This is a genomic window from Pseudomonas sp. PDM30 (assembly GCF_019218985.1).
Lineage (GTDB): Bacteria > Pseudomonadota > Gammaproteobacteria > Pseudomonadales > Pseudomonadaceae > Aquipseudomonas > Aquipseudomonas jessenii.
Genome location: NZ_JAHUWM010000010.1, coordinates 238,113 through 263,805, shown reverse-complemented (window position 1 = coordinate 263,805; position 25,693 = coordinate 238,113). Strand labels below are relative to the sequence as shown.

Below are 25,693 nucleotides of genomic sequence, written 5' to 3'. Positions count from 1 at the left end.
CAACCACTTGCGCTTCAGATCTCTCGTCAGCGGGAGGCGAATTCTACAGCGTTACACGCTGCTGTCAACACCTCTTTTTCAACTCCCTTTGTGCTTCGATGAACTGAAGCAACCTGCTGCCGAAAACTGCGTAACTCTTTGTTTGCCAAGGAGTTTTTCGTTTCGACTGCGCCGGAAGTGGGGCGAATTATAGACACCTGGAATCTGCCGTCAAGCACTGATTTAGGTTTTCTATCAATAAGCTGCAGAAAGCAGCAAAACACCCCAAAGGGTGCCTATATAGAGGAGCCAGAACGCCCCTCTAGATAGAAGAGCTTCCACATAGGCAGCCACAGGCCATGTCATAGCCAAAAAATCAGCCCACGCCCACAGACGATTGACTGACCGCCAAAAAACAAAAAAGCACCCAAGGTGCTTTTTTGTTATCGCTATCAGTTGAACAAAGCCGACACCCTCGCCCGCGCCATGTGCAGCTTTTTGTAGCTGTCGATCAGGCGAAGGTGCCTGTCGAGCCCTTCCAGTTTCATGCTCGTCGGCGTCAGACCATAGAATCGCACGCTGCCATCCACGGACCCTATCGCCGCGTCCATCCGCTCGTTGCCGAACATCCGGCGGAAGTTGATCTCGTAGTCGCTCAGTTCCAGATCATCGTCCAGCTGCATTTCCAGCACGACGTTCACAGCTTGATAAAACAAGCCGCGCTCGACGGTGTTGTCGTTGTATTGCAAGAAGGCTTCCACCAGATCCTTGGCCTGATCAAACTTCTGCAAGGCGAGATAAATCAGCAGCCTCAGCTCCAGGATCGTCAACTTGCCCCAAGGCGTGTTGTCGTCGAACTCGATGCCGATCAAAGTGGTGATGTCGGTGTAGTCATCCAGCTCGCTGTTTTCCAGACCTTGGGCCAGCGATCTCAGGCCGACTTTGCTCAGGCTGTGCAGGTTCAGGATGTCAGCGCGGAACTGCAGCGCTTTGTTGGTGTTATCCCAGATCAAATCTTCTACCGGATAAATTTCCGAGTAACCCGGCACCAGAATGCGGCAGGCCTTGGCACCAATGTGCTCATAGACTGCCATGTACACTTCTTTGCCCATGTCTTCGAGAATGCCGAACAGGGTCGCGGCCTCTTCGGTATTGGAGTTTTCGCCCTGACCGGAGAAATCCCACTCAACGAATTCAAAATCCGGTTTTGCACTAAAGAAGCGCCACGAGACCACACCGCTGGAATCGATAAAGTGCTCGACGAAGTTGTTCGGCTCAGTCACCGCCTGACCTTCGAAGGTCGGCTGAGGCAGATCGTTCAGGCCTTCGAAACTGCGGCCTTGCAGCAGCTCCGTCAGGCTGCGCTCCAGCGCCACTTCCAGGCTGGGGTGCGCGCCGAACGAGGCAAACACACCACCGGTACGCGGGTTCATCAAGGTCACACACATCACCGGGAACTCCCCGCCCAGCGATGCATCCTTGACCAGCACCGGGAAGCCCTGCTCTTCCAGGGCCTGGATACCAGCCAGAATCCCCGGGTATTTCGCCAGTACTTCCTGCGGCACATCCGGCAGGGCCATTTCGCCTTCGAGGATTTCGCGTTTGACCGCGCGCTCGAAGATTTCCGACAGGCACTGCACCTGGGCTTCGGCCAGGGTGTTGCCGGCGCTCATGCCATTGCTCAGGAACAGGTTTTCGATCAGGTTGGACGGGAAGTACACCACCTCATTGTCCGACTGGCGCACAAACGGCAGTGAACAAATGCCGCGCTGGGTATTGCCGGAGTTGGTGTCGTACAGATGCGAGCCACGCAACTCGCCATCCCGGTCGTAAATCTTCAGGCAGTACTCGTCGAGAATTTCAGTCGGCAGTTCGTCCTTCGGGCCAGGCTTGAACCAGCGCTCGTCCGGGTAATGCACAAACGCCGCGTTGGCGATGTCCTCGCCCCAGAACTGATCGTTGTAGAAGAAGTTGCAGTTGAGCCGCTCGATAAACTCGCCCAGTGCCGATGCCAGCGCGCCTTCCTTGGTCGCGCCTTTGCCGTTGGTAAAACACATTGGCGAGTGCGCGTCGCGGATGTGCAGCGACCACACATTGGGAACGATATTGCGCCACGAAGCGATTTCAATCTTCATGCCCAGGTCAGCCAGGATGCCCGACATGTTGGCGATGGTTTGCTCCAGCGGCAGGTCCTTGCCCACAATGTAGGTGCCCGCCTCGCTGGTCGAGTGCGGCATCAGCAACGCCTGGGCATCGGCGTCGAGGTTTTCGACCTCTTCAATCACAAACTCAGGCCCGGTTTGCACCACCTTCTTTACCGTACAACGGTCGATGGAGCGCAAGATCCCCTGACGGTCCTTGGCGGAAATGTCCGCTGGCAATTCAACCTGAATCTTGAAAATCTGGTTGTAGCGGTTTTCCGGGTCAACAATGTTGTTCTGCGACAGGCGGATATTTTCGGTGGGGATATTGCGAGTTTCGCAATACAGCTTCACGAAGTACGCCGCACACAACGCCGACGAAGCCAGGAAGTAATCGAACGGCCCCGGTGCCGAGCCATCGCCCTTGTAGCGAATGGGTTGATCGGCAATCACCGTGAAGTCGTCGAACTTGGCTTCAAGTCGAAGGTTGTCGAGAAAGTTGACCTTGATTTCCATGTGCGATTACCAGAATTACGAGCTAAACGATTTGGCCGCCATTATCCGGTTTTTCGGCACAGACCGTTAACTTTCCGCTATTTATCGATCAACACCACACCCCGCTCCTCAAGCAAGCGCACAAACATCGTCAGGCTCTGCGACACGGTCCCCCTGCGCCACACCAGCCAGGTGCGTAAATAGCGGAACGACTCCGACAACGGCCAGACGCTGACCGTCGTGCATCCAGGCATGCTTTCGAGCATGCTGCGGGGCATCAGCGCCAGGCCGGCACCGGCGCTGACGCAGGCCAGCATGCCGTGATAGGACTCCATTTCGAAAATCTTGCCGGGCACCGCCGCGCCATTGGCGAACCAGCTTTCGAAATGATGGCGATAGGAGCAGTTGGAGCGGAAGGCATAGATGTTTTCGCCATTCACATCCTTGGCCCGATGAATCGGGTCATGGTTGAGGGGGGCGATCAGGACCATTTCCTCCTCGAATGCAGGCACGCCCTCCAGCGCCGGATGCAACACCGGACCATCGACAAATGCAGCGGCCAGCCGCCCGGACAGTACTCCATCGATCATGGTCCCGGAGGGGCCGGTGGACAGGTCCAGTTCGACCTTGGCGTGCTTCTGGTTATAGGCGGCCAATAGCTCTGGAATACGTACCGCTGCAGTACTTTCCAGCGACCCCAGGGCGAAGGCTCCCTGCGGTTCTTCACCCGCCACGGTGGCGCGCGCCTCTTGAACCAGGTCGAGAATACGTCGAGCGTAATCCAGAAAGCTCCAGCCGGCCGGCGACAGGCGCAGGCGACTCTTCTCGCGAATAAACAGATCCACACCCAGGTCCAGTTCAAGCTGTTTGATTCTGGTCGTGAGATTCGATGGCACCCGGTGGATATGCTGGGCGGCTACGCTGATGCTGCCGTGCTCGGCGACAGCCTTGAAAATTTCGAGCTGAACCAGATCCAAGCCATTCTCCAAACGTGAACGTTATGCTCAGTATTATTCAGTTTCCAGAAAACATATAGCCCCATAACCTGAGCACATTCCTACCTCGCAGGACGGTGCCATGACCAACGTATCCAGCCTTACCCATGCTATTTCGATCAACCCCGCTACAGGCGAGCAGATCGGCCATTACCCTTTCGAATCCGATTCGGCATTACAGGCCGCGCTGACGCGGGCCGCTACCGGGTTTCGCGCCTGGCGCGGCAAACCGGTTGAACAGCGCGCGCAACTGTTGATCAACCTCGGTCAGGCCTTGCGCAACAATGCACAGGCCATGGCGAACATGATCACCCTGGAAATGGGTAAGCCGATTGCCCAGGCCCGCGGTGAAATTGAAAAATGTGCGCAGCTCTGCCAGTGGTACGCCGAACATGGCCCCGCCATGCTGAGCCCGGAACCGACCCTGGTTGAAGGCGGCAAGGCACGCATTGAATATCGTCCCCTGGGCCCGATTCTCGCCGTGATGCCGTGGAACTTCCCCATCTGGCAAGTCCTGCGCGGCGCGGTCCCCACCCTGCTCGCCGGCAATACCTACGTGCTCAAGCACGCGCCAAATGTCATGGGCAGCACCTACCTGCTGCTGGAAGCTTTCAAGCAAGCGGATTTTCCCGAAGGTGTTTTCGAGGTCATCAACGTCACCCCGGACGGTGTATCCAAGGCGATCGCCGATCCACGCATCGCGGCCGTCACCCTCACCGGTAGCGTGCGAGCGGGCATGGCCATCGGTGCTCAGGCCGGAGCCGCGCTGAAGAAATGCGTATTGGAACTGGGCGGCTCCGACCCGTTTATCGTTCTCGACGACGCGGACCTCGATGAGGCGGTAAAAGCCGCCGTGATCGGGCGCTATCAAAACACCGGACAAGTCTGCGCCGCAGCCAAACGACTGATAGTCGAGCAAGGCATTGCCCGGGAATTTACCCGCAAGTTCGTCGAGGCCACCCAACAACTGGTTGTCGGTGATCCACTGGCTACCACCACCTATATCGGCCCGATGGCTCGCTTCGATCTGCGCGATGAACTGGATCAACAGGTGCGCGACACACTAAAAGAAGGCGCGACGTTGCTGATGGGTGGAAAGAAGGCTGAAGGCCCAGGTAACTACTATGAGCCCACTGTACTCGGCGACGTGACCGATCAGATGACATCATTCAAACAGGAGTTGTTTGGTCCGGTGGCCTCAATCATCACGGCCCGAGACGCAGCCCATGCGCTGGATTTGGCCAATGACAGCGAGTTCGGCCTCACCGCCACCCTCTACACGCGCAATGTTGAACTCGCCCGGCAGATGGCCAGCGAACTTGAAACCGGCGGCGTGTTCATCAACGGCTATAGCGCCAGCGATCCGCGTGTCAGTTTTGGTGGCGTGAAGAAGAGTGGCTTTGGCCGTGAACTCTCGCATTTCGGTGTGCGTGAATTCTGTAATGCACAAACGGTTTGGCTGGATCGGCGCTAGGGCCGGTATAAATAGGGGTAATTTTCAGACACGAAAAAGCCCAGCCTTCTCAGGCTGGGCTAATTCATTGAAAAACAGAGTCGGGACGGAGTGATTGAAACTCGCTCCCTGGCACCCCATACAGTTAATCAATACTCATCCCTGGTTCAATTTACCCATCTTCAAGCCCAGTAAAAACGGACCATCCTGCGCATCTCTCTTCTCATCGAAGGCGATCAACATTCACACTCCATCGCACCGAAAGTTATTTATCCGGACAAGTAACCCCATTACCTTTCATCCTGTTACACCTTATTGAACAGTGATTACTTGACAAACTCTAACACTCACACTTTCCACAAATAACACCCCCCAATAACAGTCAGACCAACATCAATTAGTCTCGCTGACTTCTTATAACATTCGTTGACACTAAGACGTAGACACCCTAGATTAATGGCACTCTGCCAACACCAAGACGACGCATCAACTTTTAAAAGTTAATGGAATGCTGAGTTTCTGAGTTATTTCATAACTGGTACAACGCATGAAATATGTAGACGATATTGCGAAACTCTTTACACGTTTTGGCGCCAATGCGGAGAGTTACCAGGAAATACAACCGAACTACAAAGATTTCAAAGACGACTCGGTTACACCAGCACTCGCTGAGCCAGAACCGTCGGTGGCCTTGCCTCCCCCAACACCAACACCAACGCCCCCTGTATTTCTAATGGACGAGCCACAGCCTTCTTTATTGGTTGGCGCGTTGGTCGAGCCTGTGAAGAATGTTGTCCTCTCGCAACCTTCACCCATATCCCCTCCCCTGACCAAGCCACCTGCGAGTTCTGCTACGTGCGATCGTCAGCGATTGAGCGACCTGTTGCGTGAACTCAACCAGGTTCGTCGGGACGGTCTACCAGAAATAACTCGCAAGCGGACCAAGGCGAAGGTCATTGCTATCGTTTCGGCGAATGGTGGAGTGGGTAAAAGCACCGTCGCCGCTGGCCTCGCAAAAACCCTTCGGCGCCCTGGCGGGCGTACCATCGCTATTGATCTGGACCCTCAGAACGCGCTGTCCGGCCACTTGGGTATCACCCGGCAGGTTCCCGGGCTGATCCAGCTCAAAGAACAGCACGCAGACTGGGGCGCTCATTGCCTGCCGGGCTTTAGCGACAGCGAGTGCCTGCCCTTCGGCACTGGCGAGGTGAACGACCGCCGATTGCTCAAGCAGTTGATGCTTGAAGATTCTGACTGGTTGAATCAGCACCTTGCGTCAATGAACCTCAGCGAAAACGATACCGTGATCCTGGACACTCCTTCGGGTGCGACCGTCTATTCGCAACAGGCACTCGACGCCGCCGATCTGGTGCTGGTAATGACGGTGGCCGACGCGGCCTCCTACCTGGCACTGGACACTATGACCCAGTGGCTGGAAACCAGCCCAAGACGCGCGCAGCGGCACCGGTATGTGCTCAACCAACGGGATGACTCGCGTTCGTTCTGCAGGGACATGGGCGTGCTGTTTCAGCGGCGGCTCGGCGCCAACCTGATCGGGACGATTCGCCTCGATCACCAGTTCAACGAGTCGCTGGCCTATGGTCGGGACCTGCTGCAGTACGCACCTGAGAGCATTGGCTGTCAGGACATTCTCTCGCTGTCAGGCGCGGTCCATGCCCTGCTTTTCGCGGATGCTTCCAGCCTGCAGGGCACGCCATGACCGCCCGGCTGAATCAGGCACCTGCGAAGGCGTGGTGGCTGGAGGAGCAATTGGACACTTTCCAGGCTCACGTCAGTCGATGGCCCCGGCGTTGGCGCCAAGGCCTGAAGCTCTCAGCCGGGCTGTTCGCCGCATTGCTGGTGCTGGGTATCCTCACCGCGCCGCTGAACCTGTATTCCCAGGCCGCGTTTGCTGCCGTCTGTTTCGCCACCAGCCTGATCATTCGCAAGCAAGCCGGGCGTCTGGCGATCCTGACGCTGATCACCCTCTCGCTGATCGCTTCGCTGCGCTACATGTACTGGCGCCTGACCGACACCCTGGGCTTCGACAATTGGCTGGATGCCGTATTTGGCTACGGGCTGGTGCTGGCCGAGCTGTATGCCTTGCTCATCCTCGTCTTCGGCTACGTACAGACCGCCTGGCCGCTGCACCGCAAACCGCAGTTTCTGCAACAACCACCCGCTGAATGGCCGACGGTAGACGTTTTCATTCCCACCTATAACGAAGCGTTGGGCATCGTCAAACTGGTGGTGCTTGCCGCTCAGGCCATCGACTGGCCCGCGGGCAAACTGCGGGTGCACATGCTCGATGACGGACGCCGGGAGGAATTCAAGGCTTTCTGTCAGCAGATTGGTGTCAACTACATCACCCGCGACAACAATCACCATGCCAAGGCCGGCAACCTCAACGAAGCACTCAAAGTCACCGACGGCGAGTTCATCGCCATATTCGATGCCGACCACGTGCCCACCCGCTCCTTCCTGCAGATCACCATGGGCTGGTTTTCAAAGGACCCGAACCTGGCGTTGCTGCAAACACCGCACTTCTTCTATTCACCCGATCCGTTCGAAAAAAACCTCGATACCTTTCGCTCGGTACCCAATGAAGGTGAGTTGTTCTACGGCCTGGTGCAGGACGGCAACGACCTGTGGAACGCAGCATTTTTCTGCGGCTCTTGCGCGGTCATCCGGCGGACTCACTTGCTGGAAGTCGGCGGCATCGCCACCGAAACCGTGACGGAGGATGCGCACACGGCACTCAAGCTCAATCGCCGTGGCTTCAATACGGCCTATCTCGCCATTCCACAAGCGGCGGGCCTGGCCACCGAAAGCCTTTCCCGACACATCAGCCAGCGCATACGTTGGGCGCGAGGCATGGCGCAGATTTTTCGGACCGACAATCCGCTATTTGGCAAAGGTCTGAACCTGGGGCAACGCATCTGCTACCTCAACGCCATGATGCACTTTTTCTACAGCCTGCCCCGGCTGGTGTTCTTGACCGCACCCTTGGCCTATCTGTTTTTCGACGCGCAGATTTTCCATGCCTCGGCGTTGATGGTCACGGTCTATGTACTGCCGCATATTTTCCATTCCAGCCTGACCAACTCCGCCATCCAGGGGCGTTTCCGCCATTCCTTCTGGAACGAAGTGTATGAGTCGGTGTTGGCCTGGTACATCATGCGACCGGTACTGTTGGCCCTGATCAGCCCTTCGCTGGGCAAGTTCAATGTGACCGACAAGGGCGGCACCATCGAGAAGGACTATTTCGACTGGAAGCTTGCACGGCCTTACATCGTGCTGCTGACCTTGAACATGATCGGTCTGGTGATTGGCGTGATGAAGCTGGTCGGGAGTGATTCGGCCGAGGTCACGACCTTGCTGATCAACCTGGCCTGGACCGTGTACAACATCATTATCGTCAGCACCGCCGTAGCGGTGGCCACTGAGTCCTCCCAGGTACGCAACGAACCCAGGGTGCCCGCTGACCTGCCCGTGCGTGTCTACCGCGAAGACGGCACCTGGTTCGATTGCAAAACTCAGGACTTCTCACAAAACGGCGTGGGTCTGGCACTGCCACCGCAGGTTCAGCTCAGCGTCAATGAGAAGCTGCGGCTGTGCATTCTGCGCACGCCGCCTTCAAGCCTATTTCCCGCAACAACGATCTTCAACAACGACGGCGTTGCAGGCGTGCAATTCGAAGGTTTGACCCTGCGCCAGCAAAGTGAACTGGTGCGACTGACCTTTTCACGGGCCGACACCTGGGCCAATACCTGGGGTAACGGCCGCCTCGACGCGCCCATGTCGGCATTGCGCGAGGTCAGCAGCATTGGCTTACGCGCCATCCTGCGCTTGTTCGTTGCAAGCCTGAAGGACAGCCACGCGCTGCTGCGCAAACGCCCCGACACTCCATCACCCATCGACTCCACCGCGGACACGCAACGATCTTGAAGCCTTCCACTCGCCGGACCTTTCTTCCTCGTCGCTCACTCATGCTGATCGCCTGCTCGCTAGTGGGCTGGAACGGCTGGGCGTTGAATGCTGCCGCCCAAATCAGCGCCACAGAACCGGTGGTGATGACGGTCGCATCGCTGCCCGGGACCGATACCCCGAGCAACAGCTATACCCGCACCCTCAAGGAGCTGGGCAAAAGCTATTCGATGACCCTTAAAGGCGTGGAGGCGACCGACAGTGTGAATTTCGATGTGCGCGCCGATGAGGTCGTCACGGCTGCACAGGTCACGCTGCAGTACAGCTACTCACCGGCGCTGCTGGCCGACCTTTCGCAAATCAACGTGCTGATCAACGATCAAGTGGCCGCCAGCCTGCCCCTCCCGAAGGAAGAGGCCGGTAAATTGCAGACCCGGACCGTGCAGATTCCGCCGCAGACCATCACCGAATTCAATCGGCTCAGCCTGCAGTTCATCGGTCATTACACGATGCAATGTGAAGACCCTTTGCACTCCAGCCTTTGGGCCAGGATCGGCAACGAGAGCCAGCTGAGCCTCCAGGTGACGTCGATTAAACAGCCCAACGACCTGTCCGCTCTGCCGCTTCCCCTGTTCGATCGTCGAGACGCCTCGCCCCTGAAGCTGCCCTTCGTGTTCGCCACGCGCCCGGGCGGTCCGGAGCTTGAGGCCGCCGGGATCCTGTCGTCCTGGTTTGGCGCCCTGGCCAGCTACCGTGGCGCAACCTTCCCCGCCAGCCTCACCAGCCTGCCGGCCAAGGGCAACGCGGTGGTGTTTGTCATCGGTAACGAATCAACGACCTTGAGTGGTTTGCCGATCAAAGAGGCCACGGGGCCGACATTGACCCTCATGAGCAACCCGAATGATGCTCAGGGCAAACTGTTGATCGTCTCCGGGCGCGATGGCGCCGATCTCAAGGTCGCCGCGACAGCGTTGGTCCTCGGCGGCTCGGCCTTTTCCGGGCAGAGCGTGGTGATCGACCGGATCGACTCGCTCAAGCCACGCCAACCGTACGACGCGCCAAACTGGCTGCCCTCCGATCGCCCGGTTCGCCTGGGTGAGCTGGCCAAGCCCGCAGAACTCAATGTGTCGGGTTACAACCCGGGACAAATGACGGTGGCGCTGCGCTTGCCACCCGACCTGTTCAACTGGCGTGAGCCCGGTGCGCAACTTGACCTGAAATACCGCTATACGCCGCAACCGGTCTCCACAAACTCTTCGTTGCTGATCAGTTTCAACGACACCTTCATCAAGTCGATCGACCTGCCCTCGATCGAGAAACTCGGCAACAGCGACAGCCTGCTGTCGATGCTCAAAACCGACGACAGCCTGGCCCGCACGTCGCGCATGCTGTTGCCGCTCAATTCAGTTGCGCTGCAATCGCGCCTGCAGTTTCGCTTCATGTATGACTACATCAAACAGGGCGAATGCCGCGACATCATCATCGACAACATGCGCGGTGTGATCGACCCGGACTCGACCCTGGACCTCAGCCAGTACGAACACTTCATGGCCATGCCCAACCTCGGGGTGTTCAAGGACAGTGGCTTCCCGTTCACCCGCATGGCCGACCTGTCTGAAACATCGGTGATCCTGCCCGACGAGCCAGGCCCGGCCGATCTGAGCGCCTATCTGACCCTGCTGGGCCGCTTCGGCGACTCCACCGGTTATCCGGCCACCGGCGTTAAGGTGGTCCACGCCGATCAGGTGGCCGAGCAAAGCGACCGGGATTTGCTGGTGCTCGCCTCGGGCAACAATCAGCCGCTGCTGCAGCAATGGCAAAGCCTTCTGCCGGCTAAAGGCGAAGACGCTGCGCAGTACTTTGAACTGTCTGACCTGCCCTTGCGCCTGCGCAACTGGATCAGCCCGGATACGAAAACCAATCTACGCGAAGCGCGCAGCAGCTTCAGGTTTAGCGCTGAGGACGGCAGTGCTTATCTGACCGGATTCGAATCGCCGCTCAAGAGTGGCCGTAGCGTGGTGTTTATCGCCGGCACAAGGCCAGACGGCCTGGCCGACGTGACCAACGCCCTGCTCAGCAGCGAAGAAAATGCCCAGCAATTGCAAGGCAGTCTGGTGGTGGTCAGGGGCAAGCATGTCGAGTCGTTAGTCGCCGAGCAGGATTACTACGTCGGGCGCCTGGGTCCGTTGCGCTATCTGCAGTGGTACCTCTCGCAGAACGTAATTGCGCTCATGCTGTTCACCCTCCTCGGGGTCCTGCTGCTTGCTTGCATGGCCTATCTGGCCCTGCGCTTACGGGCCAAACGTCGTCTTGGCCAATGAGCGGCGCAGGCCTGTGTCGTCCATGAGCAGCCGGGGTACTTCACTTCGCCAGGGCCTGCGCGGTAACGCGCGCAGGTTGAGCGCGGTGCTTGCGCTTGCCCTGCTGGCGCCGGCAATAGCGGCCGCAAACTCCTGCGAGTCGCCAGCCTGGCCACTGTGGCAAACCTACGCAACGCGCTTCGTCCAGGACGACGGCCGGGTTCTGGAATCGAGCCTGAAGAGCAATCACAGCACCTCTGAAGGGCAGTCCTACGGCATGCTCTTCGCACTGATCGGCAACGATCAGCCACGCTTCGACACGCTCTGGCGCTGGACCTCGGCCAATCTCGCCGACGCAGACATCGCTACACGCCTGCCGGGCTGGTTATGGGGGCAAGGCACGGACGGTCAGTGGCGCCTGCAAGACGTCAATTCGGCCGCCGACGCCGACCTGTGGATCGCCTATGCCCTGCTCGAAGCCGCACGCCTGTGGGATCGGCCGGACTATCGCCAGGACGCCCTGCACCTGATGGCAACGATCGAAGCGCAATTGGTCGTCAACCTGCCCGGGCTGGGTCCGATGGTATTGCCTGGACCACAGGGCTTCGTCCAGCCGGACGCACTCTGGCGCCTGAACCCCAGCTACCTGCCACTGCCGCTGTTACGGCGGCTGGCCAAGGAAGCACCGTCCGGGCCCTGGCAAGCGATTGCCCGCAACACCGCGACGATGATCGCCCAATCCAGCCGCCACGGCTTCGTCGCGGACTGGGTCGGTTATCAAGGCACTTCAGCGCAATCGGGTGTCTTCGTCAGCGATCCGATCAATGGCGACACGGGCAGCTACGACGCCATTCGCGTGTACCTCTGGCTGGGCATGAGTGATACCTCCGAGCCGCTGGCAGCGCTGCTGCTCAAACGGCTGGACGGCATGGCCCGCAGCACTGTCGCGACGGGTTCCCCCCCGGAAACAGTCGAGGTTCGCCACGGCAGTGCCCGGGGTCAGAGCCCGTTCGGATTCCGGGCTGCGCTGATTCCCTACCTTCAGGCCAAGGGGCAACCCGGGTTGGCCGATCAGCAGCGACACCGCGTGGAACTCGCCTTGCGCGAGGCACTGGCCAGGCCTGATGCCGACGTCGGTCCGCCGCGTTACTACGACTTGATGCTCAGCCTGATCGCGCTCGGCTGGGCAGATAAACATTACCGATTCCGGGAAGACGGAACGCTGAAACTCTCCTGGGAGACCGCATGCACGCGCACCACCGCACGCTAGCCATCGCCGCCATGAGCGCATGGACGGCTGCTGCCCACGCTCAAAGTCCGACGCCACAGACATTACTCGTCGAGCAAGGGCAGTACTGGCAGTTGCACAAAAACCCTCAACGCGCTGCGGAAGTCTGGCTGAAAGTCCTGCTGCTGGACCCGGTCCAGGTTGACGCACTGTATGGCCTGGGCTTGATCGGCGTTCAACAGGGCAAGCCACAACAGGCGCAGCAATACCTGGCCCGCTTGCAAGCCATCGAGCCAGCGCCTCGGCAAGCACTGCAATTGGCGCAGGACATCGCCCTGGCACAACCGCAGAGCCAGCAGCGCCTGGAAGAGGCTCGGCGCCTCGTCGATGCCGGTGAGCGTGACAAGGCGACCGCCGAGTTTCGCTCGCTGTTCGATGGCCGTCCGCCTCAAGGCACGATCGGCCGCGAGTATTACAACAACCTTGCCTTCAATCAGGCTGACTGGCCTGAAGCACGCAGCGGATTTCAGCGCCTGCAACGAGAAATGCCCAATGACTCGATCGTCGCGCTGTTTTACGCCAAGCATCTGGTGCGCCATGAAGACAGCCGTGCCGAAGGTATCCGCGCCCTGGCCGCGCTGACCCAGCGTACCGACATTGCCGGTGATGCCGACGAAAGCTGGCGCCTGGCGCTGACCTGGATCGGTCCACCCAATCCGGCACAAGTGCCGTTGTTCGAGGCGTACCTCAAGACGCATCCGGATGACGTGGAAATTCGGGCGCAGATGGACAAGGGCAAGCAACAGATAGTAGCAACGACGGCCAGTAAGGGATGGCAACCGCCCGCCGACGTCGCGCGCGGCCTGAAGGCGCTCAAGGCAGGCGATCAGGCTACCGCCGAACAGGCTTTTCAAGCGCGCTTGAAAACCCAACCCGATGATGCCGACGCGCTGGGCGGTCTTGGGGTTGTTCGCCAGCAGCAACGCCGACTGGCCGAAGCGGAAAAGCTCCTGGTTCAGGCCACGCGACAACCTGACGGCAGCCAGTGGCAAGCCGCACTGAACGAAGTGCGCTACTGGTCTGCGTTGCAGCAGGCTGGGGACGCCCAGGCCAAAGGCCAGTCAGCCCAGGCACAGGCCCTGGTAAACCAGGCGCTGCGCCTGACTCCGAACGGGGTCGACGCTCGCCTCGCCCTGGCGGATATTCAGGCCAGCGCGGGTCAGTTCGATGACGCTCAGGGCAACTATCGCCAGGTATTGAACCTGCGCCGCGACGACCCTCAAGCACAGGAAGGGCTGGTCAACGTGCTGCTCAAGAGCGGCAAGAACGATGAAGCGCTGCAACTGATCAACAGCCTGCCCGCCACCGGGCAGGCAAAGATCGGCCAGTCCGCACGCCTGAAAGCCTTGCGTGCGACGCAACTGGCCGCCCTCGCCGAACAACGCAACGACCTGCCCGCAGCGCGCAACGCCTTGCAAGACGCGTTGCGCTACGAACCGGACAACATCTGGACGCGTTTCGCCCTGGCCCGCCTGAACCTGGCGATGGACGAACCGCAAAAGGCCCGGGACCTGATCAACGCCATGCTCCAGGCCCATCCCGACAATGCCGATGCGCTTTACGTCAGCGCCTTGCTGTCGGTCCAGATGGGTGAGTGGAAAGCCGCACAGACAACGTTGGGACGCTTGCGCCCCGACCAGCGCACCCCGGACATGCAAGCGCTGGCCGCTGATGTCAGCCTCAACCTGCAACTCAGCCAGGCGATAGAGTTGGGCAAACGCGGACAGCGCCAGGAAGCCCTGACCTTGCTCGATCGTATTCAGCCGATGACCAACAACAGTCCGGATCGCACAGCGAGCCTGGCTTCGGCCTATGTCGACATCGGCGAACCGACCCGTGCACTGGCCCTCATGCGCGGCCAGTTGCAACACACCACGGCGCCCTCGGCGGATTTCATCCTGCAATACGCCGCTGTCCTGCTTAAATCCGGAGAAGACGCACAGGTCAAAGAGATTCTGCGCGACCTTCAGAACAGGCCCTTGAACGCGCCGGCTCGCAAGCGTTTCGACGACCTGCTCTACCTCTATCGCATCCGCCAGGCTGACCAACTGCGTGAACGCGGCGATCTGGCCAATGCCTATGACACGCTGGCGCCCGCACTGGCACAACGTCCCGGTGACAGCGCTGCCGTCGCGGCCCTGGCGCGGATGTACTCGGCCAATGGCGACACGGCAAAAGCCCTCGAACTCTACAAACCGCTGTTACAGCGCCAACCAAACGACCCGCAACTGCTGCTGGGTGCTGCCGACGCGGCGGTGCTGGCACATGACACGGCCTTTGCCGAACAGGCGCTGCAACAGCTGCTCAAGACCGACTCCGGTAACCCTCAAACGCTGACCGAGGCCGCACGTCTCTACCAGAACATGGGCAAAACCGGCACGGCCACCGATCTGCTGCGCAAGGCCGTGGCCATCGAACAGAACGAGAAACGCAGAAGCCAGGGCGGCCAACTGGCCGGTTCGACGGTGGCGCCCAACCCTTTTGCCGGGGTGTCGGGCTCACGTAACGAAGTCAGTCGCGACACCTTGCTGGCAGCCATCCCGCCACCGGTTCAAGAGATGCCGGACCGCATGACGTCCCACACCCCTTTCGGCGTCGATGCCCCGCCAAGGCCGCAGCAGGCGAGCAATCCATTCGAGTCGCAGCTGCCACGCGCAGCATTGGTGAGCGAGGACATCAGTCCCGCACAACTGGCACTGAGTAAAATCCTCCAGGAGCGCAGTGCCTACGTCACCCAGGGCGTGAGCATTCGTAGCAACGACAGTGAGTCGGGACTGAGCAAACTGACCGACATTGAAACACCGCTGGAAATCAATGTTCCGCTGGATGAAAGCCGCGTCGCCCTGCGCGTGACGCCGGTCTCGCTGAACGCCGGCAGTGCCAGCAGCGAGGCGTTGTCGCGTTTTGGCAATGGTGCGCAGAGCGGCAGCGTCGGTTCGCAAAAAGCCGAGGGCGTCGGCCTTTCCGTCGCCATTCAACGGCCCGCGGATGGGCTCAAAGCCGATCTCGGCACCACCCCCCTCGGCTTCAAATACAGCACCGCCACTGGCGGCATCAGCGTTGATCGCCCCATCAGCGACACCTCTAATGTCCGTTACGGCGTGAGCGTTTCCCGGCGTCCGGTGACTGACAGCGTCACCTCGTTTGCCGGCACCACGGACAAACGCAGCGGGCAGTCCTGGGGCGGTGTGACCGCCAACGGCGGGCGCGGCCAGTTGAGCTTCGACGACAACGAAGTCGGCGTATATGGCTACGCCTCCTGGCACCAGTTATTGGGCAACCATGTCGAGTCCAACAGCCGCGGTGAACTGGGCAGCGGTGTGTACTGGTACCTGCAAAATGCAACGAACAGCAAACTGACCGTCGGCCTGAGCATGACCGGCATCAGCTACGCCAACAACCAGGACTATTTCACCTACGGCCACGGCGGCTATTTCAGCCCGCAGACGTTCTTCGCCCTGGGCGTACCGGTGACCTGGGCACAACGCACCGGGCGCTTGACGTATCAAGTCAAGGGTTCGGTCGGCGTGCAGCATTTCGAGCAGGACAGCGTCGACTATTTCCCGACCGACAAAGCCCTGCAGGCGGCCTCGGGCCTGCGCTACGCCGGGCAAAACAAAACCGGGATCGGCTACAGCGTCGCCGCGGCGGCTGAATACAAGGTCGCTTCGAACTTCCTGCTGGGCGCCAATCTGGGCCTGGACAACGCCCGCGACTACCAACAAATCAGCGGTGCCCTGTCCTTGCGCTACCAGTTCGAGGAGATCGGCGGCCCCATGAGCCTGCCGGTCAGCCCGTACACCTCGCCTTATTCCAACTGATCATTCTGGAGCTTTCGATGCCCACTTCTGCCCTTGCCGGTCTGACTCTCCTTGTCCTTGGGGAGAGCCACATGAGCCTTGCGGACCATTTGCTGGAACCGCTGCACGACAACCTGACGCGCCAAGGCGCCCAGGTCCACTCCATCGGTGCCTGCGGCGCCAGCGCCGGCGACTGGCTGATCAGCAAGAAGGTCGACTGCGGTGCCGAGCGCAAAGGCAACGACAAGATCGTGATCAAGGGCCGTGACGCCACTACCACACCGATCCAGGACCTGATCGCCGCCGACAAGCCCGACCTGGTGGTACTGGTCATCGGCGACACCATGGCGTCCTATGACAAGCCGGTGTTTCCGAAGGCCTGGGCATGGCAAAGCGTCACCGGCCTGGCCAAGGCCATCGCGGCCACCGGGACCCGCTGCGCCTGGGTGGGCCCGGCCTGGGGCAAAGCCGGTGGCATGTACCAGAAGAATGATGCCCGCACCCAGTTGATGTCGCAGTTTCTGGCCGCGAACGTGGCGCCTTGCACCTACATCGATTCGCTGACGTTTTCCAAACCCGGACAGTGGATCACCACCGACGGCCAGCACTTCACCGTCGCCGGTTATCAATCCTGGGGCAATGCGATCGGTGATGCCGTGGCCAAACTGCCCGCCGACCGCATCAGCAGCACAGGAGCCGGTAAATGACCCGATCCGCATTCAGCTGGGCACTGTTCGCGCCCTTGATGCTGAGCCTGCACGCCGAAGCTGCCGACATTGCCCTGTACCCGACGGGCCCGGATCAGGACTCGGCCTTCCTGCGCTTTATCAACGCCGCCGACAGCCCACTGCAACTGCTCGCCGAAGGCTCGCGGGCTAGCCTCAAACTCGAAGGCACCCATGCTGTGTCCGACTACTTGCCCGTGCCCGCCAACCAGCCGATCAAGGGCACCCTGGAACGCAACGGCAATAGCCAGCCGCTGGACATTCAGGTGGCAGCAGGCGAATTCGCCAGCGTGATCGCCTTGCCGGACAGCGCACAAGGTATCCGCCAGGTCGTCATCCGTGAGCAACCCGACGATTTCAATAGCCTGAGGGCCTCGCTGGCGTTTATCAGCGCCGATCCTGCGTGCACCCAGGCCGGTTTGCGCGCTGCGGGGAAGAACGCCGACCTGTTCAAGGAGGTGGCCGACGGCAGCGTGCAACGCCGAGCGATCAACCCGGTCAGCCTGTCGGTTCAATTAGTCTGCGCCCAAACCAACGTCGGTGCCCCGCTTGACCTGGGCCAGCTCAAGGCCGGCGAGCGCTACAGCGTCGTGCTGCTGCCTGGCGCAAATGGCCCTTACCTGTTGCTCGCGACTGACGTCCTGGCCCACTGATCGGATCGCGCCACCACCATGGTTTTTGCTTCTCTCGAGTTTCTGACGTTGTTCCTGCCGCTTTTCCTGTGTGCCTATGCAGTGTGCCCAACCGCCTGGCGCAACGTCACGCTACTGATCGGCAGCTGGCTGTTCTATGGCTGGTTGAGCCCACAGTTCCTCGCGGTGCATGTGGCGCTGACGATCACGGCGTGGGTCGGCGGCTTGCTGATTGACGCCTTACGGGAAGAAAGCAAGGGCCGCGTACGGCTACTCGCAACACTGATCGTGCTCAACACGGCGGTGCTGTGCTGGTACAAGTACGCCAACATCGTCGCCGGCACCTTGATCGATGCCGCCACCTGGTACGGCGCCATGCCCCTGGACTGGCAGCGGGTCATCATGCCGGCCGGGCTGTCGTTTATCGTATTGCAGGCGATTTCCTATTTGGTGGATGTGCATCGCCGCACCGTGCCGGTCGAACGCAGCTTCATTAACTACGCCACCTATATTTCGATGTTCGGCCATTCGGTCGCCGGCCCCATCATTCGCTATGACTGGGTTCGGCGCGAGCTGAATCAGCGTTACTTCAACCTGCAGAATTTCTCGCTGGGTGCGCGCAGGTTCATGGTCGGGATGAGCATGAAGGTGCTGGTGGCCGACACCCTGTCGCCCGTGGTCGATGTGGCGTTCAATGTGCAGAACCCAAGTTTCTCTGACGCCTGGATCGGCTGCCTTGCCTATTCCTTGCAACTGTTCTTCGACTTCGCCGGCTACAGTGCTATGGCCATCGGGCTGGGCCTGATGCTGGGGTTTCACTTTCCCGAGAACTTCGACCGTCCGTATCTGGCCAACAGCATCCAGGACTTCTGGCGCCGCTGGCACCTGTCGCTGTCCAGCTGGTTACGTGACTATCTGTACATTCCGCTGGGTGGCAATCGCAACGGCACCTGGAAAACCTACCGCAACCTGTTCCTGATCATGGCCATCGCCGGCCTCTGGCACGGTGGCGACAGCTGGAACTACCTGTTGTGGGGCTGCGCCCATGGCCTCGCGTTATGCGTTGATCGTGCCTGGAGCCGTTCCACCCTGCCCTCTGTACCGCCGGTGCTGTCCCATGGCCTGACTCTACTGTTTGTGTGCCTGGCCTGGACACTGTTCCGCGCCCCCGACTTTCATAGCGCGCTGAGCCTGTATGCCGGACAGTTCGGCCTGCAGGGCATCGCCCTCGGTGATGAACTGTCCGTGACCCTGCGCCCGGTACACGGCCTTGCAGGCTTGCTGGGTGTGTTCGGTGTCATCGCACCACTGCTGCGCCCTTACTGTGAGAAACGACTGGGCGGCATTGCGTTTTACGCCGCAGCCCTTTGGCCCATCGCCGGTTTCATGCTGTCGTTCGCACTGATCGCCAGTCGCGAAACCGTACCCTTCCTGTACTTCCAATTCTGATGACGACCCCAAAGCACACCCCGCCACCCACTCAGCCAGATGAGCTGGCGACACGCAGCAGTCGGCTGGCAGGCGTGGCGTTGCTGATATTCCTGTTCATCGGGCTGCTGTCCTCTGGCCGTCTGATCGTCTCAGGGCAGATCTCGCTGTTGCCCGATAAAGTGCTGACACCGCAGCTTTTTGACGGCGATATCACTCATCGGATCGCCAGGGAACTGTCGAACGCTCAACTCCCCACGACCTTCGCCGAGCTGGAGCGCGGTGTCAGCTGGCTTCTGCTCAGTGACAGCGGGCCAAGGGTTCGCTCGGGTTGTCCTGACTGGTTGTTTTTGGCCGATGAGCTCAAGGTCAATCATCAAGCACAGCGCAATGCCGATGCCAAAGTCCAGGCAGTGATTGATCTGAAGCAGCAGCTCTCCCAACGTGGCATCAGCCTGCTGGTGGTCATCGTTCCAGACAAGAGCCGCATCGCTTCCGGGCAGCGTTGCACACTGCACCGCCCAGCCACTCACGAAGGGCGCATCCAGGCCTGGACCTCGAAGCTGGATGTGGCTGGCGTGGCGAATCTGGACCTCACCGGTGCGCTGACGCCACTGGGGGCCAGTGCCTGGTTGCGCACCGATACGCACTGGAGCCAGTCCGGCGCGAAGGCGGCGGCCGAGGCTATCGCGCAGCGACTGAAGACCCTGGGCATCAGCACAACGCCACGCAGGTCGTTCAACGAAAGTCATGCCCCGCTCGCGGTGCGACCTGGCGATCTGGTCCATCTGGCGGGCATCGACTGGCTGCCGCTCAAATGGCAACCCGCACCCGAAATGGTCGCCCAGACCAGCACCCACGAACTTCCCGTTGCGTCAGCCGCCAGCCCTGACACGGAGGCAGACCTCTTTGGCGATGCCGACCTCCCCAACACCGCGCTCATCGGCACTTCATTCTCACGCAACTCCAACTTCGCAGGGTTTGTGCAGCAGGCGCTGGGCGCCCCCGTAGGCAACTTCGCCAAAGACGGTGGAGCGTTCTCTGGCGCTGCCAACAGCTACCTCAACAGCCCGGCCTTCAAAGAAACGCCGCCAAAGCAAATCATCTGGGAGATCCCGGAGCGGGACCTGCAGTCGGCTTACATCGAACCCATTGCCTATCGCTTGTTGCGGTAGGCATGCCTTCCCTTAAACTCCACCAGGAACGCGCCTACACTGAAATGCACAGCGATTGAGAGGACATGGAGCTCCACGCATGCGGACTAGCGCCCTTGTGATACTCCTTATCAGCTATGCCGTGCTGATGGTGATTTTTTTCAAGCTAAATGCTCGAAACAATCGACGCCGCAGAGAGGGTCTTTACGAAGCCTTTGAAACGACTATGCGACAGCATGGGATCAAATCTTTCGAGATCCTCAAGGAAAGTATTTATATCGGTAACAACTTTCGGCCATCAGAACTGTGCCGGGTATTGCTGGACGATTCAGGGCACTACTTTCTTTACTTGCACGCCAGCAACGCGCAACCAACTTTAACGCCGCTGACCGAGGAGCGAGCGTTACAAGCTGCACAGGGTGACATAGGAATTCAGGCATAGATCATCGCAACCGCTTCCACCAGTCACCTCCGGGGAGAGTGCGTGTAATGCAACTGGCGAGGTGAACCAATAGAACGTAGCTCTCCTTCAAAGCGTGCCTTACGCCCTTCATCAGATTTCCACGACCCACTTACTAGCCTGCCGGTGAACTGCGAATAGTCACCGGCACCACTGCGACTCACAGGGTACTCCGTCGTTGTCGCCATCCATTTTCATTCCTAGGCAATTACGCAGAAAGTTTTTGGCCTCTGCGCACGACGTCATCTGCGAGCAATACTTGCGTCCGTCGCATTTGACTGGAGCCGAAACAGGCTTCGGCGCAGTCAAGACCACGGAGATTCTTTGAGGACTCGATAGCCGAGCCTCAGCCCAGGACTGTAATTCAGGGGAAAGCTTCCAAGCCAACAGACCAACAACAAGCACAACCAAAATCAGTTTCATCTTGATCCATCCATGATGAGAGACCGTTTGTGTTCTCACGTTGCCTGCTTTACAGCGTAATCCACTAATCCACATACAGCCTGCCGGTGGGAAGCGGCAAATTGCTACGCGAGATGGAAGGAAGAGCAGATGCCAAATACTGACCTGCTCCCTTCCCTGCTGTTCAGGATCAGCGAAAACCAACTCGCCCTGAAGGCCATCGATAAAAATGGAGAATTCATCAAGATGACGCTCGCGGTGATGATGACGTCGGTGTGACTCAGGCCAGTCACGCCCGACAGCACATTCGGAGCAAGGAAACACCTCCCCTTTTCCTCGGCATGCTCACGCCATCACCCGGCGTGAGCATGCGCTGATTACTCAGATAAAGGCGAAGTCCGCCTCGGTGATGGCTGCCTGTGGGACGCCGGTCAAGGTGATGCTTCCCACACCCGACTGGCCAGTGACGGTTATGACGGCCTCGCCTAATGGTTCTCCAACAGTGAGATTCGCGAAGGTCAATCCGCTGGCGCTAAGGTTGATCAGGTCAGTGCCGTCCTCGAAGTCGGCGATAGTGTCCGTTCCCCAGAGGGAGGGAAAGTTCACGGCGAAACTTCCGCAGGGATTCATCGATGATGATCGTGGCAGCGCGGGTGGCGGCATGATCCTCTTACCAATAGCAGCCCCGCTCTACATGCTCTGGCTCATCTACAAGGGGCCGCGACGGTAAAGTCAGGGTCGCTTATTTCCCTTTGCCCAACCTGCAATTATCAGTACCAACCCAGGAATCCAAAGACCGGGCGCGGTGATAGCAACGCCGCAGATCGCCAGAGGCAGCCCAGTTAAAAACAACGGATTTCGAAACGCCTTTTCCATAGCATCAACTCCTTTAAGAACGTATCTCATTAAACCACAAACCCTGCCGGTGAACGGCGGGCGAAGAATCCCTATGTCCAATCGAAGCGCGGCCCAAGTCGCGCCCGTCCCTCCCCGTTTTATCCGAGCCATGGATGCACCTGGCTACTTGGGAATGTGCCGGGATGTATTCAACAAAACTGTCCGGCCGAACGTTCGCGAATTTCCCATAGGAAAACAGAGCGTTGGCTTCGACCGGATTGAGCTCGACCCGTGGGCGGACGTCTATATCGAAGCCATGGCAATTGAAAAGACCGCAAATCAGAACAGCAATCGCCCTCGCAGCGAGCGCCAGCCCGAACGCCGTAAACAGAAACAAGCGCAGCACAAAGATCACTGGACGAAGGTTGAAGAGAGGTATTTGACGCGAGCATTCAAAGAAGCCCGGGAGGCGTTGAACTGCTACGCAGGATGGAAAAAAGAAGAGATGCCGGGCTTTCACGAAGTGCGCGCGCTGTCGCTGCACCTGTACAAAAAAGCCGCAAAGGATGGACAGAAAATCGCTGGTCATGCGAGCGAAGGCATAACCAAAAACTACCAGCGGGACCACGAGGACATCGTCTGGTCCGAGGCAATTCCGGACCTGAATATCAGTGAAATCACCGGGTAGTTTTGCGCCAGTTTTGTGCAGGTTTTGCGCAGGCACAAAAAAGCCGATCTATATGATCGGCCTAAATGCCTGATATTACTCAGTAAATATGGTCGGGACGGAGTGATTCGAACACTCGACCCCTAGCACCCCATCTCCTTTTTCATACTTCTTGAAAGCTTCCAAAATTTTACTCTGGATTTTTCTAAGCTAGTATTTACTTGAGCTCCAGCGGTGTTCGGCTCTACGAGAGTCCAGGAGCGCCCACCAAGAGCCGACGTTTTTGTGGGGGTAAAAGTAGGGGGAACCCATTTTATGGCCAAAATCACCATCAAGGAACTCGAGTCGCTGACCGCCAACGATGCTGGGCGAATCCTCCGGGAGGACGGCAATCTGGCCGGTCGAATCTCAGTGCGTAAGGACGGCGTGTCGGTCAGCTTTTTCTATCGGTATCGGTGGGGCGACCAGAACAAAGAGTACGCCTGCGGGTCCTGGCCACGCAAATCCCTGGCGGACATCCGCAAGGCCCGCAACCAGGCCCGAGCGCTCATCGATGAGCAGATCAATCCCAACGAACACAAGAAAACCGTCAAGGCACAGGCATACGCCGCGGCTAACGTAGAGGCCGAACAAGTAAAAGCGGCGAAGGTGCAAACGCTGACCGTCCAGGATCTGGCCAAGGCGTGGCTGTTGGATGGCGTGGCGCGGAAAGACGGCAACGCCGAACTGCGGCGCCGTTTTAACAAGGACCTTTTGCCAGCCCTCGGCAAGACCGCAGTGAACAATGTGTCCGAGCACGATATTCGGGCGCTGATCCGCACCGTGGTCAACCGCGGCGCTTACCGACAAGCCATCAGTTTTTTCGCCGACCTCACCCAGATGTTTAGTTGGGCCAGAAAGCGTCAGCCCTGGCGGGCCTTATTGATCGAGGGCGATCCGACTGAACTGGTCGACATCTCCCCCCTGATCCCTGCCGACTACGAAGCGGAACGAAGCCGCATCCTTTCGCCGGCGGAGCTGTTGGAACTGCACAACCGCTTCCAGCAAATGACCGCCGATTACAGCGCCCTCCCCGCCGGGCAAAAGTACGAAGGCATTCGGCCATTGAAAAAAGAAACCCAACTCGCGCTCTGGATCAGCCTGGGCACCCTGTGTCGGATTGGCGAGTTGCTGCAGGCCGAATGGAAAAATGTCGATCTGGACCAGCAGACCTGGTTCCTCCCCAGTGAAAACGTCAAAGGCACCCGCGGCAAGAAACAGGACCACCATGTTTTCCTCTCCCCCTTCGCCCTGCATTTCTTTCAGGAACTCAAAACCCTGACGGGCGACTCTCAGTGGTGCTTTCCGTACAAGCAGGATGATGGGCATGTGGACGTGAAAGTGGTGAGCAAACAGGTCGGCGATCGCCAGGTCCGATTCAAAAGCCGCAAGGCTCTCTCCAGACGGCGTCACGACGATACGCTGGTGCTTGCCGACGGCCAAAACGGCGACTGGACACCGCATGACCTACGCCGTACGGGCGCAACCATGATGCAGGCCTTGGGGGGCAGCCTGGACGTCATCGATCGCTGCCAAAACCATGTGCTGGCCGGCTCCCGGGTAAGACGGCACTACCTGCATCACGATTATGCCGAAGAGAAGAAGCGTGCCTGGGACCTGTTGGGCGATCGACTCAGCGCCATGTTGTCCTCCACCTACGAGCATCCGTCAGCAGAATCGATGATGTCTTTTCCTGCGTATACCGCGACTGGCTCTTTACCGCCTTCTTAAATCGGTGCCTTTAGTGTTGAGTCCTCATAGTTGCGCAAACATCGCCGAGCACGTTCTTCAGCTTGATTTCGGCTTCATGACCGGCAGAAATCGGCCAGGAGCAGTCAGTCGCTCAAAACACTTAAAAACCACTGATTGCTAAAGTAATCAGGATCCGAAAATAGCTCACTCGGTCGAAGGGACGGATGCTTTGCTGCCCAAGCGGATTAGTTCATTGGAGAAACACAGGCCGACAATGATCAGTGCCGCTCCCGCGTAGAGGCTTTCGCGCGGTACTTCATTGAGCGCCACAAACGCCAGCAGCGCGGCGAACAGTGGCTCGGTCAGCTCCAGCGCTTGCACTTGGGATGGCTTGAGATACTCGATGGCCTTGGTGGTGCAGAAGAAGCCCAGGATTGTCGGCAGCGTGGCCAGCGCCAACAGCGCAGCGATCGCCAGCGGCGACAGCTCGCCCATCGCGAAACCATCGGCCGCAGCCGGCATCAGCAGGTACAGGCTGCCAAAGAACAACAATTGTCGGGTGAAGTGCAGCCCCCCCGACACACCCATACGCTTCATGGCAACCGAAAAGGCCCCATAGCCGCAGCCGGCCATGGAGGCGAGCGCAGCACCTTGCAGGGTAAAGCCCTGCTGCAGGTCGCCGCCGAAGATCACCGAGATCCCAGCGATAGCCAGTGCGGCGCCAACGGTAGCGTTCGCGGTGATGGCATCCTTGAGGAAAATGCGCCCCAGAATGATCGAGGAAATTGAGGCACTGGCCATCAGCACCACCACCACACCTGCCGCAGCGTAGTGTCGATAGGCGGACGTTTCGAAATGGAACAGCACAAAGATGCCAAGGAATGCGCAGATAGCCGCCTGAGTCCATTTGGTCGACGCCGCCGGGCGCTTGAGGAAAAACAGTAAAATCGAGAGAAGCACGCAACCAAGTACGGTCTTGATGACAGCGATACTGCTAGCGGTGAAACCATTACTCATGAGTACTTTGCTGAGTACACCGATCGTTGCGTTCAGTGCCGCAGCGGAGAGTGCAAATATGACGCCTTTGCTGAAAGTAGATTGCATTGATGACGATCCCTGTCGCTGAATTGTCGTTCGATAGAATGCCGCCCTACATCGACGGCGCAAAGTTTGAGGATACGAAGATCCCACCAACCCCAGTATTTATTGTGGCATAAGCTCGATCGCCCAGTAGGATGCTGTCGGCCTTCTTGAAGTTCCCGTACGAAATGGCGGAAAA

General features: G+C 59.0%; 18 protein-coding genes and 1 pseudogene. 14 read left to right on the top strand and 5 right to left on the bottom strand.

The genetic code is table 11. The features are described from left to right. Nucleotides 1-431: 431 nt before the first annotated feature. Together KW840_RS22955 and KW840_RS22950 are read right to left on the bottom strand one after the other, a co-directional pair. Nucleotides 432-2,636, bottom strand: a complete 2,205-nt coding sequence (locus tag KW840_RS22955) for an OsmC domain/YcaO domain-containing protein (protein WP_218497925.1) — start codon at nucleotides 2,634-2,636, stop codon at nucleotides 432-434. Nucleotides 2,637-2,713: 77 nt separating this feature from the next. Next, on the bottom strand, nucleotides 2,714-3,592 hold the full coding sequence (locus tag KW840_RS22950) for a LysR family transcriptional regulator (protein ID WP_150812772.1): 879 nt from the start codon (nucleotides 3,590-3,592) through the stop codon (nucleotides 2,714-2,716). Nucleotides 3,593-3,692: 100 nt separating this feature from the next. On the opposite strand from KW840_RS22950, the gene KW840_RS22945 reads away from it, so the two are divergent. From KW840_RS22945 to KW840_RS22895, 11 genes are all read left to right on the top strand, one after another. Further along, nucleotides 3,693-5,084 (top strand): aldehyde dehydrogenase family protein, encoded by a 1,392-nt coding sequence (locus KW840_RS22945; protein WP_218497924.1) that lies wholly within the window; start codon nucleotides 3,693-3,695, stop codon nucleotides 5,082-5,084. A 526-nt stretch (nucleotides 5,085-5,610) separates the two neighbouring features. Then, on the top strand, nucleotides 5,611-6,783 hold the full coding sequence (bcsQ, locus tag KW840_RS22940) for a cellulose biosynthesis protein BcsQ (protein ID WP_218497923.1): 1,173 nt from the start codon (nucleotides 5,611-5,613) through the stop codon (nucleotides 6,781-6,783). Continuing rightward, nucleotides 6,780-9,011 (top strand): UDP-forming cellulose synthase catalytic subunit, encoded by a 2,232-nt coding sequence (gene bcsA, locus KW840_RS22935; protein WP_218497922.1) that lies wholly within the window; start codon nucleotides 6,780-6,782, stop codon nucleotides 9,009-9,011. Before bcsQ ends, bcsA begins: the two co-directional genes overlap by 4 nt. Next, the gene (gene bcsB / locus KW840_RS22930) at nucleotides 9,008-11,311 is read left to right on the top strand and encodes a cellulose biosynthesis cyclic di-GMP-binding regulatory protein BcsB (RefSeq protein ID WP_256353587.1); all 2,304 of its coding nucleotides are present in this window, start codon (nucleotides 9,008-9,010) and stop codon (nucleotides 11,309-11,311) included. Before bcsA ends, bcsB begins: the two co-directional genes overlap by 4 nt. Before the next feature lie 22 nt (nucleotides 11,312-11,333). Beyond that, the gene (gene bcsZ / locus KW840_RS22925) at nucleotides 11,334-12,560 is read left to right on the top strand and encodes a cellulose synthase complex periplasmic endoglucanase BcsZ (protein ID WP_218497920.1); all 1,227 of its coding nucleotides are present in this window, start codon (nucleotides 11,334-11,336) and stop codon (nucleotides 12,558-12,560) included. Further along, nucleotides 12,536-16,399, top strand: a complete 3,864-nt coding sequence (locus KW840_RS22920) for a cellulose biosynthesis protein BcsC (RefSeq protein WP_218497919.1) — start codon at nucleotides 12,536-12,538, stop codon at nucleotides 16,397-16,399. Before bcsZ ends, KW840_RS22920 begins: the two co-directional genes overlap by 25 nt. 17 nt (nucleotides 16,400-16,416) lie before the next feature. Continuing rightward, nucleotides 16,417-17,085, top strand: a complete 669-nt coding sequence (locus KW840_RS22915; RefSeq protein ID WP_057715532.1) for an SGNH/GDSL hydrolase family protein — start codon at nucleotides 16,417-16,419, stop codon at nucleotides 17,083-17,085. Continuing rightward, a complete protein-coding gene (locus KW840_RS22910) occupies nucleotides 17,082-17,756 on the top strand; it encodes an alginate O-acetyltransferase AlgF (RefSeq protein ID WP_218497918.1) in 675 nt (224 codons plus the stop codon). The genes KW840_RS22915 and KW840_RS22910 overlap by 4 nt, the downstream gene beginning before the upstream one ends. A gap of 18 nt (nucleotides 17,757-17,774) precedes the next feature. Then, complete coding sequence (locus KW840_RS22905; RefSeq protein WP_218497917.1) at nucleotides 17,775-19,184, top strand: MBOAT family protein; 1,410 nt, start codon at nucleotides 17,775-17,777, stop codon at nucleotides 19,182-19,184. Next, a complete protein-coding gene (locus tag KW840_RS22900; RefSeq protein ID WP_218497916.1) occupies nucleotides 19,184-20,338 on the top strand; it encodes a cell division protein FtsQ in 1,155 nt (384 codons plus the stop codon). Before KW840_RS22905 ends, KW840_RS22900 begins: the two co-directional genes overlap by 1 nt. 79 nt (nucleotides 20,339-20,417) lie before the next feature. Continuing rightward, entirely contained in the window at nucleotides 20,418-20,759 is a 342-nt protein-coding gene (locus tag KW840_RS22895; protein ID WP_057715536.1) for a hypothetical protein, read from the top strand. A gap of 159 nt (nucleotides 20,760-20,918) precedes the next feature. On the opposite strand, the gene KW840_RS22890 is transcribed toward KW840_RS22895, so the two are convergent. Continuing rightward, nucleotides 20,919-21,200 carry an excalibur calcium-binding domain-containing protein gene (locus KW840_RS22890; RefSeq protein WP_218497915.1) on the bottom strand — a complete coding sequence of 94 codons (282 nt, stop codon included), beginning with the start codon at nucleotides 21,198-21,200 and terminating at the stop codon, nucleotides 20,919-20,921. Nucleotides 21,201-21,329: 129 nt separating this feature from the next. On the opposite strand from KW840_RS22890, the gene KW840_RS28695 reads away from it, so the two are divergent. Then, nucleotides 21,330-21,458, top strand: a complete 129-nt coding sequence (locus tag KW840_RS28695) for a hypothetical protein (protein ID WP_256353585.1) — start codon at nucleotides 21,330-21,332, stop codon at nucleotides 21,456-21,458. Between the two features lie 102 nt (nucleotides 21,459-21,560). Here KW840_RS28695 and KW840_RS22885 read toward each other — a convergent pair whose 3' ends face one another. Further along, the gene (locus KW840_RS22885; RefSeq protein ID WP_256353584.1) at nucleotides 21,561-21,785 is read right to left on the bottom strand and encodes a hypothetical protein; all 225 of its coding nucleotides are present in this window, start codon (nucleotides 21,783-21,785) and stop codon (nucleotides 21,561-21,563) included. Nucleotides 21,786-22,383: 598 nt separating this feature from the next. Between KW840_RS22885 and KW840_RS22875 the strand changes: the two are divergent. Continuing rightward, nucleotides 22,384-22,704: pseudogene (locus tag KW840_RS22875) on the top strand (integrase); the annotation flags it as partial. Nucleotides 22,705-22,998: 294 nt separating this feature from the next. Continuing rightward, the gene (locus KW840_RS22870) at nucleotides 22,999-24,453 is read left to right on the top strand and encodes a site-specific integrase (RefSeq protein WP_218497914.1); all 1,455 of its coding nucleotides are present in this window, start codon (nucleotides 22,999-23,001) and stop codon (nucleotides 24,451-24,453) included. A 165-nt stretch (nucleotides 24,454-24,618) separates the two neighbouring features. Here the strand turns inward: KW840_RS22870 and KW840_RS22865 are convergent, their stop codons facing one another. Then, nucleotides 24,619-25,518, bottom strand: coding sequence for a DMT family transporter (locus KW840_RS22865; protein WP_102668714.1), 900 nt, complete (start codon nucleotides 25,516-25,518; stop codon nucleotides 24,619-24,621). Between the last annotated feature and the right edge of the window lie 175 nt (nucleotides 25,519-25,693).

What these genes read in the sequence shown, in the direction of transcription:
- KW840_RS22865 (WP_102668714.1), bottom strand. Translation starts at nt 25,518, where the DNA reads ATGCAATCTACTTTCAGCAAAGGCGTCATATTTGCACTCTCCGCTGCG.
- KW840_RS22905 (WP_218497917.1), top strand. Translation starts at nt 17,775, where the DNA reads ATGGTTTTTGCTTCTCTCGAGTTTCTGACGTTGTTCCTGCCGCTTTTC.
- bcsZ (WP_218497920.1), top strand. Translation starts at nt 11,334, where the DNA reads ATGAGCAGCCGGGGTACTTCACTTCGCCAGGGCCTGCGCGGTAACGCG.
- KW840_RS22955 (WP_218497925.1), bottom strand. Translation starts at nt 2,636, where the DNA reads ATGGAAATCAAGGTCAACTTTCTCGACAACCTTCGACTTGAAGCCAAG.
- KW840_RS22915 (WP_057715532.1), top strand. Translation starts at nt 16,417, where the DNA reads ATGCCCACTTCTGCCCTTGCCGGTCTGACTCTCCTTGTCCTTGGGGAG.
- KW840_RS22895 (WP_057715536.1), top strand. Translation starts at nt 20,418, where the DNA reads ATGCGGACTAGCGCCCTTGTGATACTCCTTATCAGCTATGCCGTGCTG.
- bcsA (WP_218497922.1), top strand. Translation starts at nt 6,780, where the DNA reads ATGACCGCCCGGCTGAATCAGGCACCTGCGAAGGCGTGGTGGCTGGAG.
- KW840_RS22920 (WP_218497919.1), top strand. Translation starts at nt 12,536, where the DNA reads ATGCACGCGCACCACCGCACGCTAGCCATCGCCGCCATGAGCGCATGG.
- bcsQ (WP_218497923.1), top strand. Translation starts at nt 5,611, where the DNA reads ATGAAATATGTAGACGATATTGCGAAACTCTTTACACGTTTTGGCGCC.
- KW840_RS22945 (WP_218497924.1), top strand. Translation starts at nt 3,693, where the DNA reads ATGACCAACGTATCCAGCCTTACCCATGCTATTTCGATCAACCCCGCT.
- KW840_RS22910 (WP_218497918.1), top strand. Translation starts at nt 17,082, where the DNA reads ATGACCCGATCCGCATTCAGCTGGGCACTGTTCGCGCCCTTGATGCTG.
- KW840_RS22870 (WP_218497914.1), top strand. Translation starts at nt 22,999, where the DNA reads ATGGCCAAAATCACCATCAAGGAACTCGAGTCGCTGACCGCCAACGAT.
- KW840_RS28695 (WP_256353585.1), top strand. Translation starts at nt 21,330, where the DNA reads ATGCCAAATACTGACCTGCTCCCTTCCCTGCTGTTCAGGATCAGCGAA.
- KW840_RS22890 (WP_218497915.1), bottom strand. Translation starts at nt 21,200, where the DNA reads ATGAAACTGATTTTGGTTGTGCTTGTTGTTGGTCTGTTGGCTTGGAAG.
- KW840_RS22900 (WP_218497916.1), top strand. Translation starts at nt 19,184, where the DNA reads ATGACGACCCCAAAGCACACCCCGCCACCCACTCAGCCAGATGAGCTG.